At 54.6% G+C, this 14127-nt stretch carries 15 protein-coding genes; 6 read left to right on the top strand and 9 right to left on the bottom strand.

Annotated features, from left to right (window positions below):
* The first annotated feature begins 1 nt into the window (after position 1).
* Both ACUY4Q_RS00265 and ACUY4Q_RS00260 read left to right on the top strand, forming a co-directional pair.
* A complete protein-coding gene (locus ACUY4Q_RS00265; RefSeq protein ID WP_458045168.1) occupies positions 2-1282 on the top strand; it encodes a hypothetical protein in 1281 nt (426 codons plus the stop codon).
* The gene (locus ACUY4Q_RS00260; protein WP_458045167.1) at positions 1279-2439 is read left to right on the top strand and encodes an MFS transporter; all 1161 of its coding nucleotides are present in this window, start codon (positions 1279-1281) and stop codon (positions 2437-2439) included. Before ACUY4Q_RS00265 ends, ACUY4Q_RS00260 begins: the two co-directional genes overlap by 4 nt.
* Positions 2440-2572: 133 nt before the next feature.
* Here ACUY4Q_RS00260 and ACUY4Q_RS00255 read toward each other — a convergent pair whose 3' ends face one another.
* From ACUY4Q_RS00255 to ACUY4Q_RS00240, 4 genes are all read right to left on the bottom strand, one after another.
* A complete protein-coding gene (locus ACUY4Q_RS00255) occupies positions 2573-3346 on the bottom strand; it encodes an amino acid ABC transporter substrate-binding protein (protein ID WP_458047439.1) in 774 nt (257 codons plus the stop codon).
* Between the two features lie 36 nt (positions 3347-3382).
* Entirely contained in the window at positions 3383-4150 is a 768-nt protein-coding gene (locus ACUY4Q_RS00250) for an amino acid ABC transporter ATP-binding protein (RefSeq protein WP_458045166.1), read from the bottom strand.
* The gene (locus ACUY4Q_RS00245) at positions 4128-4826 is read right to left on the bottom strand and encodes an amino acid ABC transporter permease (RefSeq protein WP_458045165.1); all 699 of its coding nucleotides are present in this window, start codon (positions 4824-4826) and stop codon (positions 4128-4130) included. Before ACUY4Q_RS00245 ends, ACUY4Q_RS00250 begins: the two co-directional genes overlap by 23 nt.
* Positions 4827-5093: 267 nt before the next feature.
* Positions 5094-5843 carry an SDR family NAD(P)-dependent oxidoreductase gene (locus ACUY4Q_RS00240; protein WP_458045164.1) on the bottom strand — a complete coding sequence of 250 codons (750 nt, stop codon included), beginning with the start codon at positions 5841-5843 and terminating at the stop codon, positions 5094-5096.
* Between the two features lie 117 nt (positions 5844-5960).
* Between ACUY4Q_RS00240 and ACUY4Q_RS00235 the strand changes: the two genes are divergently transcribed.
* Entirely contained in the window at positions 5961-6860 is a 900-nt protein-coding gene (locus ACUY4Q_RS00235; RefSeq protein ID WP_458045163.1) for a LysR family transcriptional regulator, read from the top strand.
* A gap of 419 nt (positions 6861-7279) precedes the next feature.
* Here ACUY4Q_RS00235 and ACUY4Q_RS00230 read toward each other — a convergent pair whose 3' ends face one another.
* The 3 genes from ACUY4Q_RS00230 to ACUY4Q_RS00220 all read right to left on the bottom strand — a co-directional run bounded on the left by ACUY4Q_RS00230 (position 7280) and on the right by ACUY4Q_RS00220 (position 9654).
* Positions 7280-8095 carry an IS3 family transposase gene (locus ACUY4Q_RS00230; RefSeq protein ID WP_458047302.1) on the bottom strand — a complete coding sequence of 272 codons (816 nt, stop codon included), beginning with the start codon at positions 8093-8095 and terminating at the stop codon, positions 7280-7282.
* A 14-nt stretch (positions 8096-8109) separates the two neighbouring features.
* Positions 8110-8622, bottom strand: coding sequence for a helix-turn-helix domain-containing protein (locus ACUY4Q_RS00225; protein WP_072042734.1), 513 nt, complete (start codon positions 8620-8622; stop codon positions 8110-8112).
* Between the two features lie 138 nt (positions 8623-8760).
* Positions 8761-9654, bottom strand: a complete 894-nt coding sequence (locus ACUY4Q_RS00220; RefSeq protein ID WP_458045162.1) for a LysR family transcriptional regulator — start codon at positions 9652-9654, stop codon at positions 8761-8763.
* Positions 9655-9927: 273 nt separating this feature from the next.
* Here ACUY4Q_RS00220 and ACUY4Q_RS00215 point away from each other — a divergent pair, with 273 nt between their 5' ends.
* On the top strand, positions 9928-10323 hold the full coding sequence (locus ACUY4Q_RS00215; RefSeq protein ID WP_458045161.1) for a (R)-mandelonitrile lyase: 396 nt from the start codon (positions 9928-9930) through the stop codon (positions 10321-10323).
* A gap of 43 nt (positions 10324-10366) precedes the next feature.
* On the opposite strand, the gene ACUY4Q_RS00210 is transcribed toward ACUY4Q_RS00215, so the two are convergent.
* Positions 10367-11320: an aldo/keto reductase gene (locus tag ACUY4Q_RS00210; RefSeq protein ID WP_458045160.1), complete on the bottom strand. Its 954-nt coding sequence runs from the start codon at positions 11318-11320 to the stop codon at positions 10367-10369.
* Positions 11321-11535: 215 nt separating this feature from the next.
* Positions 11536-12471 (bottom strand): LysR family transcriptional regulator, encoded by a 936-nt coding sequence (locus ACUY4Q_RS00205; RefSeq protein WP_458045159.1) that lies wholly within the window; start codon positions 12469-12471, stop codon positions 11536-11538.
* Positions 12472-12675: 204 nt separating this feature from the next.
* On the opposite strand from ACUY4Q_RS00205, the gene nfsB reads away from it, so the two are divergent.
* Together nfsB and ACUY4Q_RS00195 are read left to right on the top strand one after the other, a co-directional pair.
* Positions 12676-13329, top strand: a complete 654-nt coding sequence (gene nfsB / locus ACUY4Q_RS00200; RefSeq protein ID WP_458047438.1) for an oxygen-insensitive NAD(P)H nitroreductase — start codon at positions 12676-12678, stop codon at positions 13327-13329.
* A gap of 252 nt (positions 13330-13581) precedes the next feature.
* Positions 13582-14124 carry an RNA 2'-phosphotransferase gene (locus ACUY4Q_RS00195; RefSeq protein WP_458047437.1) on the top strand — a complete coding sequence of 181 codons (543 nt, stop codon included), beginning with the start codon at positions 13582-13584 and terminating at the stop codon, positions 14122-14124.
* Positions 14125-14127: the final 3 nt, after the last annotated feature.

Genomic DNA, 14127 nt, shown 5'->3' with positions numbered 1-14127 from the left:
GATGGCAGGAATCCACTTACACCCGCACGATATTCTGGACGAAGGCATGGACGCTATTCTGCAGCGCATTGACGGCATGCAGAGTGTTGAACATCTCTTCGTCGAGCTCAATACCATTTTCGAGCGCAATCCCTACCCGACAGGCGTCTTGCCGCACAACCCGGTTCACGATTCGGTGATGGGTAACGGCATGTTGCACGTCAATATTTACAGTGGCGACGCACGTATCCAGCAAAGTATCGATCCTGGCGTCCTCGCCGGAGATGACCCTCTGTTAGCCGTGAAGCACGCCACCGAAGGCACACGTTTCAAGGTCATTCCGTGGGTCAATATTCTGAATGGCGACTTTGCCGGAGATGTAAAAAGTAACCACGTCATTGATTACCGTGGGCGGATTATTAAATATTGGCTGTGCCCGAACGCGCCGGACGTCGCGGATTACTGGCAAAAAACCTTCAGCCGCATCAAGGAAAGATATGGGTATGACACCTTCCTGATTGACCGCATTCGCTTCCCGGACTGGGCGGGCAAAGAGGTCAACCCGGCCGGACTGTTCACCTGCTTCTGCCCACACTGCCAGAACGCCATGAAGGAACAGGGGATTGACCCGCAAGCGGTAAAAGCGGAGCTGGAAACCCTCTCCGATGCGCTTGCAGACGGCAATTTCGATGTGCCGGTCGAGGCATTTCGCAACAACCCGCTTATCGCCCGCTGGATTGCCTTTCGCCAGCAGAGCGTCACCGGGCTGGTTGAACGCATCCTGAAACAGGCCAAAGAGAACATTGGCGACATCCATTTCTGGCTCGATCTCTGGCCGCCAGCCTGGAGCTGGATCCTCGGTCAGGACTACCACGCGTTGACCCGCCACGCGGATACGCTCAAACATTTTCCCTATCACAAGCTGGGTGGGGGCGCGGATGTGCAGGGGCTGGTTAATTTCTTCGCCGGCGATGAAGACACCCAGGAGCTGGCCTTCTCGGCTGTGAAAAAACTGTTCGACCTGCCCTACGACCTGACCTACGCCGACTTCAAACGATCTGGTTTCCCGATTCGTTTCGTCAAAGAACAAAACGATCGGGTGCGGCAACTTTCTCAGCCGGGCACCTTTATCTTCAGCGGTATTCAGATGTGGAATTTACCGCCCGATGAACTGCTTGACGCCGTGCACGCAGCCAAAGCGAGTGCCTGCGACGACCTGCTTTATTACTGCTATGGATGGGCCGACCAGGCGCTGTTTGACGCTATCGGCGAGGAAGAAAAAAACAAAGGAGCTGAACAATGACTAACGCGCAGAAGTGGAAGGTCTTTTTCCTGCTGTTTATGACCATGTTTTTACTGGGCGGCATTCAAAACACCAAAGGGCTGATTCTCGAACAGGTACAACACAGCATCGACCTCAATTTGGGCCAGGTGGGTACGCTTATCACGCTATTCCAGATTGGCTTCCTGATCTCCAGTTTACTGACCGGCTACCTGACCGATAAAAAAGGCCTCAAGGTGATGATGCTGATTGGCTCATTGCTGATGATAGTCGGCCTGATGGGGACCAGCCTGGCCTACACGGTCGCGCTGTTCTTCGGTTTCTATCTGGTTATCGGCCTGGGAATTGGCTCAATGATGGTATCGATCGTGACCGTCATTCCGACGTTCTATAAAGAAAAAGCCGGGATGATGTTCAACATCTCGAATGCGATGTTCGGCGTCGGGATGATTGTGACCCCGCTGATTTTGCACCAATTGTTCGCCAACAGCGTCTCATGGCGCAGCTTCTATGTCGGCATCGCCGTGATTGTGGCAGTACTGGTACTGGTGTTGAGCACCCTGAAATTAGAAAACAGGGCCCAGTCTTCCATGCAGGTCGGTGACTTTGTGCAGCTGCTGGGGCAGAAAGATGTGATGATTGTTATCGCGTTTTTGCTGTTCTACGTGGCCGCCGAAGCCGCATTCCTGAATTTCTTCCCAATTTTCTATGCCGCGCTGGATATCGACGGGCTGGATGCCGCCGGCAAAGCCGCCAAAGCCGCTTATGTGATCTCTTCCTTTGCGGGCCTGTTTACCATTGGACGCGTGATCGGCGGATTTATCACTCTGAAGCTGGGCGAGCGCAGGACATTAATCTGGTTCTCAGTGCTGTCGCTGGCCTCCATCATCGTCAGCCGGATGCTGGCCGTCGAGTTCGTCTATCTGTTTATGTTGTTCGGATTTGCCATGTCGGTGCTGTTCCCAACGGCGGCGGCCATTGCTACCCGTTTAACCACCAAAAGCGGTTCGGTGATGGGGCTGATTTATGTCGCCTCAGGCTTCGGCGGCGCGCTGGCAGGTTCAGTGATTGGTCAGATATCTGACAGCTACGGTATCGCCACCGGCTTTAACTTCATCATCGCCTTCGTGGTCGTCTTCCTTATCCTTGCAATGATAATAAGAGAAAAAGCGCAGTAACCGCAGTGCCTGTTTGGCGGCAGTCTGGACTCCACCCTCCTGAACGACTGCCGCCTTTTTTATCCCGCAAAAGTTTGCCTGTCTTCTTCATTAGCCTCGAAAAGGCTCCCCGCCATGACAGCGGGGGAGCGGCTTATTTTGAGACGTCCGTGCCAAAATAGGTGTTGGAGATTTTCTGGTAAGTCCCGTCAGATTTAATGCTCTCCAGCGCCTTGTTGATCGACTGCTGCAACGCTGCGTTGTCTTTACGAATCAGCACCCCAACCTGTTCTGCATCGCTTTGCGACGCCACAATTTTCACTGGCGCATCCGGCTTGTGCTTTTTGAAGTCGAGGAACGACAGGTTGTCGTTGATGGTGGCATCGGCACGGCCTTGCGCAACCAGTGAAACGGATTGATCGAAGCCATCGGTTCCCACTACTTCGGCACCGTATTTACGCGCCAGTTGCGCATAGTTACTGGTCAGGGTATGGGCAGATTTCTTCCCTTTCAGATCGTCAAACGTTTTGATCGCCGTGTTATTACTGTTGACGATCAGCACCGCTTTAGAGGAGATATACGGCTCGGAGAAATCGAATTTTGCCTTTCGTTCAGGGGTAATAGAGACCTGGTTAATTACCGCGTCATAACGTTTGGCATCCAGTCCGGCCACCAGGCCATCCCATTTACTTTCAACAAACTCTACCTTCACGCCGATACGTTTGGCAATTTCCTGGCCGATCTCCACGTCAAACCCCACCAGTTTGCCGGAGGCATCATGGTAGGTGAACGGCGGATAGGTGCCTTCGGTACCGATTTTAAACACCCCGGCAGACTTGATGCTGGCCAGATCGTCAGCGGCAAAGGCCGCATGAGAGGCACTCAGTTGAATGGCGGTCGCCAGTAGTGCAGTCGCGAATACTTTCATCATTAACTCCTAAATAGTGAATGCCGTGTTGTTGTTTTAAATTTCCCAGGAATCGGGAAGCGTGTCGGTCAGGGTGGAAATAAACAGCTGCGTTCGCGTTTTTTTCGCCTGGGTGAAAATGGCCTTTGAGGTGCCACTCTCCACAATGTGCCCGGACTCCAGAAAGACCACCTGATTGGCAATATTCGCCGCCAGGCGTAAGTCATGGGTCGCCATCAACATGGTGGTACCTTCCTGCGCAAGCTGGCGCAGGACAGCAACCACTTCCAGCGACAGCTCAGGGTCGAGTGCCGAGGTGGGCTCGTCGCAAAGGAGGACTTTGGGCGAAGGGGCCAGCGCACGGGCAATGGCCACACGCTGTTGCTGACCACCGGAAAGCATGGCAGGCCACGCATCGCGCTTATGCAACATGCCGACTTTGGTCAGCAACTCTTCAGCGCGAGCGGTCGCTCTTGCGACTGGCCATTTTTGCACCACCACCAGCCCACGCATGATGTTTTCCAGCACCGTTAAATGCGGGAATAACTGGAAATTCTGAAAGACCATCCCGGTCTGCTGGCAAATACGCCGAATATCTTTTTTCTTTGTTTTAACGTGGCCGTTAAATGAAATATCTTCACTACCGATTTGTACCGTTCCGGCCTGCGGTATTTCCAGCAAATTCACACAGCGTAATAGTGTGCTCTTGCCACTACCGGAAGGGCCAATTAATGCCGTGACGCTCCCTTCCGGCAGGGAAAGAGAAATATCGTGTAAGACTTTTTGCGAGCCAAAGCTTTTCTCAAGTCCGGAGAGTGTTATCATTATAATTTTCCTTCACCACGGTATTTCTTTCTAAGCGAACTTCCAGACGCGACTGTAAATACGATAAAACAGAGCTGATCAGTAAATAAAGAATGGCGGCTTCGGTATACAAAATTAATGGCTGGTAGGTTACCGCGGCAATACGCTGGGCGGCGAGGAACATCTCCGGCACGGTAATGACCGAGGCCAGCGAGGTGTCTTTCACCAGAGAAATAAAGGTATTGGAAAGCGGTGGCACCGCGACGCGTGCAGCCTGCGGCAGGATGATATGGCGCAGCGACTGGCTCCAGCTCATGCTGATAGAGTGCGCCGCTTCCCACTGCCCTTTCGGCACGGACAGCAGCGTGGCGCGGATCACTTCTGAGGTGTATGCGCCGATATTCAGCGTAAAACCAATCACTGCGGACGGGAACGCATCCAGGGTGATACCGGCATTAGGCAGCGCATAGAAAATAAGGAACAGTTGCACCAATAAAGGTGTGCCGCGAATAATCCAGACATAAAAGCGCACCAGACTTTTCAGCGGCGCAGGTCCATATAAGCGAATTAATGCAACAATAAACCCAAGAATTAACCCGAGAACAAAAGTAATAAGCGTTAAGGGAATAGTAAACGTCAGTCCGGCGTACAGCATCGGCCAAAATGAATCGAGCGCTAAAGACAACCAATCAGGCACACGTCACCTTCCCTGAAATTATTATTTTCAGTTGTAATAAGTTAAACGACATAAACTATATTAATGAGATGGAGTCTACCACGAGGTAATTCGGGACGTATCTAGATATACCAGGAATGCTTATGCGTTTAAGGCATAAGGGATTGTTTGGGATTTTATAAAAACCATTTCCTTGATTTGATGTGTTCCAAACCCGGCTTAAATTATTCGCCAACCTGACACGAGTTGCCCCGTATTTCACACAGCCAACACGGGGCAGTTTCTTCATCAAATCTGTGCCAGGCCGCCGTCGACGAACAGTTCGATGCCGTTGATATAACTTGCGTCATCGGAGGCAAGGAACAGCACCGCGCTGGCAACTTCAGACGGTCGACCAATGCGCCCTGACGGGACCTGCTCGGAAAGCCAGGATTTGGTGCCTTCCGCCTGTTCACCGCCGCCGAAGAGTTCATTCAGACCGGCGGTGTCGGTCAGGCCCGGGCTGACGGCGTTAACGCGAATACGGCGCGGTTTGAGATCCAGAATCCAGCTACGCGCGAAGTTACGCACTGCTGCTTTGGTCGCCGAGTAAACGCTAAATCCTGGGGTGCCTTTGACACTGGTGGTGGAGGCGGTCATCACGATGGAAGCGCCGTCTTTCAGCAGCGGCAGGGCTTTTTGTACCGTAAAGAGCACGCCTTTCACGTTGGTGTTAAAGGTCTGTTCGTAGTGCTGCTCGGTAATTTCGCCCAGTGCGGCAAAGTCACCGCCACCGGCGTTTGCCACCAGCACATCGATCTGCCCGTGCTGCTGTTGAATCACGTCGTACAGGTGGTCGATATCGCCCAGTTTACCCATATCGCCCCGCACGCCGACCACGCTGCCGCCAATCTCCTGCACCGCTTTGTCCAGCGCTTCCTGACGACGGCCGGTAATGAAAACTTGCGCGCCTTCATTCACGAACGCTTTTGCTGTTGCCAGGCCAATACCGCTGGTGCCACCTGTTACCACGACCACTTTATTGCTGTATCTGTTCATTTTACGCTCCGGTTTGTTCCGTTGGGTGAGTGATAATGAAGATACCAGTGGAACGATGGTGCAAAAAGAGAGCAAATATGCTACCTATCGTTCTACGAATGGAACGATGGAAAGACGATGCGTACCGACCTGAATGACTACCGCTATTTTGCCGAAGTGGTGCGCCACGGCGGGTTTGCCGCCGCAGGCAGGGCCTTGCATGAGCCCAAATCGAAGCTCAGCCGCCGGGTGGCGGAGCTGGAGTCACGTCTGGGCGTGCGGCTGATTGAGCGCACCAGCCGCCGCTTTCGCGTTACCGAGGTGGGCGAGGCTTTTTACCAGCGCTGTCGGGCGATGTTGCTGGAAGCGGAGCAGGCGGAAGCACTGATCGTCAACGCTCACGCTGAGCCACATGGTCTGGTGCGTTTCAGTTGCCCGACCGGTATGGTGGAAGTGGTGGCCGACACCTTAATGGCCTATATGCGCCGCTACCCGAAGGTGCGGCTACAGATTGTGGCCGTTGACCGGGCCGTTGATTTGATTAACGAGCGCATTGATGTTGCCCTGCGCGTGCGTACGCAGCTGAACAGCGATGCGGAACTGATTATGCGCACCCTGGGCATCTCGCATCGGATTCTGGTTGCCAGCCCGGAACTGGCGCGCCGTGCCGGGAACGATATTGCTGCTCTGAATAATTTACCCACCCTCAGTACCAATGATGACGATCTGGAAGTCGAGTGGCCGCTGGAAAACAGCGACAAGCAAAGTCTGGTACTGCGCCATACGTCAGTGATGAGCTGTAGTGATTTTTCTGCCGTCCGCTGTGCGGCGAAAGAGGGTCTGGGCGTCGCCTTTTTACCGGAGCACTATTGTCAACGCGCCCTGGAGTGTGGAGAACTGGTGCAGATTTTCCCGGCGTGGCGCAGCGTGCCGGGGATTGTTCACCTGGTGTTCACCACCCGTAAGGGCCTGCCGCCTGCGGTGAGGGCGCTGATTGATAGTCTGGCGGCGTCGTTTGCGGCACTGACGCGGTTGTGAGTATGCCGATATTTCTCCTCACACTGGCTCTCACGTTTTACAGCGATAACATTGCTCAATGAGAATAAAACTGTCACCGCGATGACAGGGTCCGGCTGAAAATCGACGAAGCGTATCCGCAAGGCCGGGGCGACGCGCAGGGATGCGCGGCGAGGGCGATTTTACACGGACGTTACCTTCGCCCGTCCCCGATTAGCCTGAAGGAATACGCGTAGTGGACCGCGTCAGCGGCGATTTTCCTGGCCGGGAGCCCGGGTCGCCAGGGTGGCGGCGGCGAGCCACCCTGGCACGTTCACGGGTTCTGGCGTGACAGAAAAGCAAGGAACATAAGGTGAACGGAATAACCATCAGAGCTGCATTTTCCCCCTCACCCTGACCCTCTCCCCGGTGTGATCTGAACCCCATAACCTGGAACAGATTCAGGTCTGAGCGTGCCACTGAGTCCGGTAATTTACCGGGCTCAGCCCTCCCAGTCCCATCTTTATTCTGTCATGGTTATAGTAATGGATGTATTTCCCTGTCGCCGTTTCCAGCTCCGACACGTTTTCATACCTTATTCCGTAGAACATCTCCGTTTTCAGCACCGCGAAGAAGCTCTCCATTGCCGCATTATCCAGACAGTTACCCCGTCGCGACATGCTCTGGTGGAGCCCGTGTTTCTCCAGCGTGCTTCGCCATTGACGCATCCGATACATCCAGCCCTGATCGCTGTGCAGTACCGCTCCCTGTCTGACAGTGCCTGAACTCAGCAGGGCATCCAGCATTTTTTCCGCCAGCACATACGCCGGACGCGATGCCATATTGGCCGCCACTATTTCCCTGTTGTAAAGGTCCATTACCACAGACAGATACAGTTTCGCGTTGCCCACCCGGAACTCCGTCACATCGGTTACCAGTTTCACTCCCCACGTGTCAGCGCTGAAGTCCCTGTTTAACAGATTGTCGACGGGCTCCAGTTCAGCGGCCCCCTGCCAGCTCCGGTATTTCTTCCTGCGTGTCAGCGCCTGACAGTCCAGCTCTCTCATCAACCTCGACACTTTTTTATGGTTAATGCGGTGGCCCTGCGCCTGCAGCTCATTTGTCACCCGCCGGTAGCCGTAGCGCCGTTTATGGCGAACAGCAGTGGACATAATGAGGTCGCATATCGGATCCGGACTGACCACACGTGCGTCGCGCTTTTGCCGGTCATACCATGTGCTTTGCGCAAGCTCAGCCGCTTCCAGCAAGCGGGACAGCCGGTGTTCGGGGATCAGTGCCCTGACGATAAGGGCTTTTTCTTTCCCTTTTGCGCTTTTTCTTTCATCAGGGCGTCCAGCTTTTCCAGATAAGCTTTTTCGGCACGCAGGTAAAGCACTTCATCAACCAGTTGTTCCGGTGTCATTTCCTCAGGCGGTTTACCGCGATGTGATGGCTTACGGATCATATGTTTATCCTCGTGACTGTCTGGCGCTAACTGTCCGTTTGCTGCGCGTCTGGCCCAGCTACTGACTGTTTTGTGATCAGGAATATTAAACCGTGCAGCCGTCATTCGCACAGAGAGATGTTCACGCTGCATGGTCTGGATGACCTGAAGGCGAAAATCATCGGAGTAAGAACGGCGTGAGGGGCGAAGTGCAGCCTCACCATGAAAGCCGTAAGCGCTGACCCAGGCACGAAGAGAGGGCTCGGGACAGCCGTACTGGCGTGCAGTGGATGTGAGGCTGTTGCCGCCCTCCACATACGCCCGGACGGCGGCCAGCTTAATGTCGAATGTGTACTTCATAAGAACCTCCGAAAAACTGGTTTGGGATTCCAGGTTTCGGGGTTCAGATCAGTGGGGCGAGGGGACCGATCGTGCTGGCATTTTTTTGTGGGGATTCCTTTCCCCAAAGGGGAAAGGGAGAAAATCAGTACCCGCGCGTTAGTTCTTAAGGCGCATCGCCTCAACAAACAGCGAAAAGGAGGTGGTGTGCTGCCGTCGGCTGGGGTAATAGAGATAATAACCGGGGAATGGCTCGCACCAGGCGTCCAGCACCCGGACCACCTCACCGCGTTCGATCTCCCCGGCCACCGCATCTTCCGGCAGGTAAACCAACCCCACACCGGACACCGCCGCTTCAATGCGATGGCGCAGCGCATTAATAGTGAGCTGCCCTTCTACCCGTACTTTCAACTCCTTGCCGTCTTTCGAGAACTCCCAGGGCAACAGGCCGCCGAGGGTCGCCATCCGCATGTTGATACAGCGATGATGTTGTAGATCTGCCGGGGTTTTGGGTGGCGGATTACGACGAAAGTAGTCCGGTGACCCGACAATCGCCATACGCATTGGCGGACTGACGGGAATCGCAATCATGTCTTTTGCGACGGACTCACCAAGGCGAATACCGGCATCAAAGCGCTGGGTGACGATGTCCATCAGCGCGTTATCGACGGTCACTTCGACGTTGATATCGGGCCAGCGAACGAGAAAATCCTTCAGCACCGGCCAGAGCACCGAATCCACCGCATGTTCCCCCGCCGTAATACGAATGTTCCCGGCGGGGACATCGCGCATCCCTTTGAGTATGTTGAGCTCGGTTTCGATGTCGCGAAAGTGTGGCCCGATGCGCTCCAGCAGCGTCTCCCCCGCTTCGGTGGGCGATACGCTACGAGTGGTACGCGTTAACAAGCGGATGCCCATACGCTCTTCCAGCCCACGCATCGAATGGCTTAACGCCGACTGCGATACGCCCAGTTTGGCAGCGGCACGGGTAAAGCTGCGCTCTTCGGCAACAACCAGAAAGGCGATAAGATCATTAAAATTTTCTTTTAGCACGGGCAATTCCGGGGCGTACGGGAAAGTAAAAAAGTATATACCCTAAATAATTCGAGTTGCAGGAAGGCGGCAACGCAGCGAATCCCCAGGAGCTTACTCTGGTAAGTGACTGGGGTGAGCGAGGAGAGCCAACGCACATGCGACTTGAAGTATGACGGGTATTTGAAGTATTAATGAATTTGCCTCATAGGTCCTTTCTGATTTACCCACTAACCCATTCTCGCCACGCTGCGTAAGCTTATCAGGACCCTTGGTTTGCGTTCTGGAGAAAAAATGAAGATTACCCGCAGTGCATCCGTGCCCTCAGCCGCTGGCCCAAAAGATTACTTCACTGGCCGTGTGCGTATTGATTCCCCCTTCAGTGCCGATGCGCCTGCTCGCGTTGGCGGTGCGACCGTCACCTTCGAAGCGGGTGCGCGCACGGCGTGGCACACCCACCCGCTTGGACAGACGCTGATCATCACCCACGGTAAAGGCTGGATTCAGTGTGAAGGCGAGGAGATTCAGGAGATGAACCAGGGCGATATTGTCTGGATACCGGAAGAGGTGAAGCACTGGCATGGGGCCACCCCGGATAATGCCATGACCCATATCGCCATTGCGGAGTCGCAAAACGGCAGCCCGGTCACCTGGCTTGAGCAGGTCTCTGACGAACAGTACCGCCGGTAAGCGGCAAACGGCACCTGACGCGGGGTCAGGTGCCTCGTCCAGTTTATTTACCTGCGTGGTTCAGTGCCGCAATTTCATCGGCGGAGAGCGTCAGGGAAAGCGCGGTGACGAAGCTGTCCACCTGCGGGATTTTGGTCGCACTGGCAATCGGTGCGGTCACGCCTGGCTGGGCAATCAGCCATGCCAGCGCCACTTCTGCCGGTTTCACATCGTGTGCTGCCGCCACCTTGTCCAGCGCATCCAGAATGCGGAAGCCACGGTCATTGAGGTATTTACCAACACCCTGACCGCGTTGGCTCTGGCTCAAATCTTTTTCGCTACGGTATTTACCGGAGAGGAACCCGGACGCCAGGCTGTAGTAGGTCACCACGCCAATGTTTTCCCGCACCGTTAACTCCTGAAGTGCGCCTTCGAAACTTTCGCGGTCATACAGATTGTATTCCGGCTGCAACACCTGGTAGCGCGGTAATCCTTTTTCATCCGCCACCGTCAGAGAAGCCTGTAGCTGCCCGGCATTCAGGTTCGATCCGCCTACGGCACGAATTTTCCCGGCCTTCAGCAGTTTTTCATAAGCACCCAGGGTCTCTTCGTAGGGGGTCTCGCTGTCTGGCCAGTGGGAGAAATAGAGATCGATATGATCAGTTTGCAAACGACGCAGCGAGTCTTCCACCGCGTCGGTAATCCAGCGGGCAGACAGCCCTTTTTTACCCGGTTCGCCGAGATCGGAACCCACTTTGGTAAACAGAGTGACTTTGTCGCGTGCGCCCGGATGGGCCGCCAGCCATTTACCGATAATAGTCTCTGATTCACCGCCTTTATTGCCCGGTGCCCAGGCGGAGTAGACATCGGCGGTGTCGATCGCCGTTAGCCCTCTTTCCAGCAACGCATCCAGTAAGCTGAAACTCTGCTTTTCATCCACGGTCCAGCCAAATACGTTACCGCCAAAAACCAGCGCGGGGATCTGTAAACCGGTGGTGCCCAGTGTTCGTAAGGTCATGCGCAACGCCCTCTCAGATGGTGGACGGAAGCGGGCATTCCCTGCCTGTCCGGTCCACAATACTCAACCGGATCATCACTGAACCGGAATCGTGATCTTTTGTTCGCGTTATACAATAGTCGCCTGGTATCAGGGCCAGGGTTAGCAAAATGTGGCTTTTTAACCGTCAAATTTCGGCTATCGATAGCAAAATGAAGGCAAAAGCAGCGCCGGTTTTAGCGCGGCGAGCGGAATACGGACAGCGTGCTGAGCTGCGCGGTAATCGCACGCAGAGGCTCGCGCAGCGCGCCGTGTAACTGGCGAATCGCCGGAGAAAACTGCTTACGATGTGGGCAAATCAGGTTCAGTGGTGCCGCTTCACCCGGCTGCTGGGGTATCAGTACCTCCAGACGCCCCGCCTGCACATCCTCACTGATATCAATCCAGGATTTATAAACAATTCCCATGCCGTCAATGGCCCAGCGACGGGCGACATCGGCGTCATCACACAGCATCCGACTTTTGACGATCAGCTGACGACGCATGCCGTCCTGCACAAAGCTCCATTTGTCATAAACATGGCTGTTCATGGTGAACAGCAGGCAGTGGTGGTTAACGATATCGTCGAGGGTCTGCGGCCTGCCGTGTCTGGCCAGATAGGCGTGTGAGGCGGCAAGCACCCGCCGGTTATCTTCCGCCAGCGGCAGGGCCACGTAGCTGCTGTTATCCAGCACACCGTAGCGGATAGCGATGTCCACCGGATCGCGAAAGACATCACTGATCTGATCCGAGAGCGATAAGCGCAGCGAAATTTTTGGGTGCTGTTCGCAAAAACGGGTGATGAGCGGTAACAGCACGTTACGCCCGATATCCGAGGGCACCGCCATGCGCAATTCTCCCTGGATGTCATCTTCGCTGCTGTGCAGGCTCTCTGCACCCGCCTGTACCACCGCGAGCATCTCCTGAGCAAACGGCAGGTACTTCTCGCCTTCTGATGTCAGGCGCAAGCTGCGGGTAGAGCGCACGAACAGGCGTTTATCGAGATCCCGCTCAAGCCGATGCACGGCGGCACTGACCTGCCCTGGCAGCAAACCTGCCTCTCTTGCTGCATTGGAAAAACTGCCCAGTGCCGCGGAACGGACAAACAGCGTGACATCTTCAAGGCGAATCATGGCGGCTCCCGGGCCGAAATATACGTAGCCCTCTTTGTGCCAGAAAACACGCGCAGCGGACAGTAGAAGCACGGTTATTTTCACTGCAAATGTGAAAGTGCTGCTCGATTAGGGCAATTTATCTCGTCGTCATTTGCGTTTATTCTCGACCCACCAGACGGGGCGGCACGCCCCTTATTTCCATTTTGCGCCAGGAGAAAGATGATGACTTTAGATGATGCGGTAGTCGCCCGTCACACGGTGAAGGCGTTTGAACCCGGTAAGTCGCTGCCTCAGGATTTGATTGATACGCTGCTGAACGTGCTGCACAACAGCCCTTCTTCGGTGAACTCCCAGCCGTGGCATTTTGTGGTGGCCTCAACCCCGGAAGGCCGCGCAGCGATGGCGAAATCCACCACCGGCGCCTTCATTTACAACGAACCGAAAGTGCTGAATGCGTCCCATGTGATTGCGCTGTGTATGCGCACCGACATTACCGAACAGCACCTGCAAAACGTGCTCGCGCAGGAGAACAGCGATGGCCGCTTCGTGGCTGACGGTGCGCAGGCCGGTCAGGATAAGAGCCGCCGCTCCTATGTCGATATGCACCGCTATGAGTCCCGCGATGTGCCGCAGTGGATGGAAAAACAAGTGTATCTGGCGCTCGGCGGGCTGCTGCTGGGTGCAGCGATGCTCGGTATCGATGCCACACCAATGGAAGGGTTTGATCAGCGCGAGCTGGATCTATCCCTCGGCCTGCGTGAAAAAGGGCTGACCAGCGTGGTGCTGGTGTCGCTGGGTTATCGTAGCGAAAAAGACTTCAACGCCGCCCTGCCGAAATCCCGCCTGCCGCGCGAAGAGGTGTTTACCTTTATTTAAGGCTTGTTTGCCGGGGGCGATACATGCCCCCGATTTCTCTTTATGAGATATTTGAGTCTCATCACACTCTGCGTTTTTTATTCTTCCGAAAAACTGTTTATCAAAAGTAGCGGTCAGCGAATTCATTGATCGCACCTATGCATTTTTCGCGCTTTGAAATTCTCGTCGCAATTCTTCTAATTATTTAGGGCATATTTGCAAAAAATTTTTAGGTGGTATCCTCACTGAAAAGTGAGTCTAAGGATGGCCATGATGAAAAAAGAACATAATGATGTCAGTAAATTTCTCAGCTACGTTCTCCGTCATCAACCAGAAGCGATTGGCCTTGAGCTGGACAGCGAAGGCTGGGCGAGCATTGATACGCTGATCGCGGGAGCGACCAGCCAGGGGCAGCAGTTGGATAAGCCCCTCATTGAAGCCGTCGTGGCAAGCAGTGATAAAAAACGCTTCGCGCTCTCCGCTGACGGGCTGCGCATTCGCGCGGTGCAGGGACACTCGACGGCTAAAGTCGATATAACGTTCAGCGAAAAAAGACCGCCGGACACCTTGTACCACGGCACTGCCAGTCGTTTTCTTGCTTCGATTCTTGCCGAAGGTCTGACCCCGCAGTCGCGACAATATGTGCATCTCTCTGCCGATCGGGAGGTGGCGATTCAGGTGGGGCAGCGTTACGGTACGCCGGTTGTCCTGGAAATTAATGCACTCGCGATGTTTGAGCAGGGGCATCAGTTCTTTCAGGCAGATAATGGCGTGTGGCTGGTCCGGCAGGTTGCAGTGGAATTTATTGGTCAGTGATGC

It is taken from the genome of Phytobacter cepae, from assembly GCF_054165735.1.
Note: the sequence above shows the minus strand (reverse complement) of the source record. Positions and strands in the feature narration are given on the sequence as shown.

Bases quoted from the DNA above. Each gene is read 5' to 3' on its own strand.
- ACUY4Q_RS00265 (WP_458045168.1), top strand. From the start codon at position 2: ATGGCAGGAATCCACTTACACCCGCACGATATTCTGGACGAAGGCATG.
- ACUY4Q_RS00255 (WP_458047439.1), bottom strand. From the start codon at position 3,346: ATGAAAGTATTCGCGACTGCACTACTGGCGACCGCCATTCAACTGAGT.
- ACUY4Q_RS00195 (WP_458047437.1), top strand. From the start codon at position 13,582: ATGAAAAAAGAACATAATGATGTCAGTAAATTTCTCAGCTACGTTCTC.
- ACUY4Q_RS00250 (WP_458045166.1), bottom strand. From the start codon at position 4,150: ATGATAACACTCTCCGGACTTGAGAAAAGCTTTGGCTCGCAAAAAGTC.
- ACUY4Q_RS00210 (WP_458045160.1), bottom strand. From the start codon at position 11,320: ATGACCTTACGAACACTGGGCACCACCGGTTTACAGATCCCCGCGCTG.
- ACUY4Q_RS00235 (WP_458045163.1), top strand. From the start codon at position 5,961: ATGCGTACCGACCTGAATGACTACCGCTATTTTGCCGAAGTGGTGCGC.
- ACUY4Q_RS00215 (WP_458045161.1), top strand. From the start codon at position 9,928: ATGAAGATTACCCGCAGTGCATCCGTGCCCTCAGCCGCTGGCCCAAAA.
- ACUY4Q_RS00260 (WP_458045167.1), top strand. From the start codon at position 1,279: ATGACTAACGCGCAGAAGTGGAAGGTCTTTTTCCTGCTGTTTATGACC.
- ACUY4Q_RS00205 (WP_458045159.1), bottom strand. From the start codon at position 12,471: ATGATTCGCCTTGAAGATGTCACGCTGTTTGTCCGTTCCGCGGCACTG.
- ACUY4Q_RS00225 (WP_072042734.1), bottom strand. From the start codon at position 8,622: ATGAAGTACACATTCGACATTAAGCTGGCCGCCGTCCGGGCGTATGTG.
- ACUY4Q_RS00240 (WP_458045164.1), bottom strand. From the start codon at position 5,843: ATGAACAGATACAGCAATAAAGTGGTCGTGGTAACAGGTGGCACCAGC.
- nfsB (WP_458047438.1), top strand. From the start codon at position 12,676: ATGACTTTAGATGATGCGGTAGTCGCCCGTCACACGGTGAAGGCGTTT.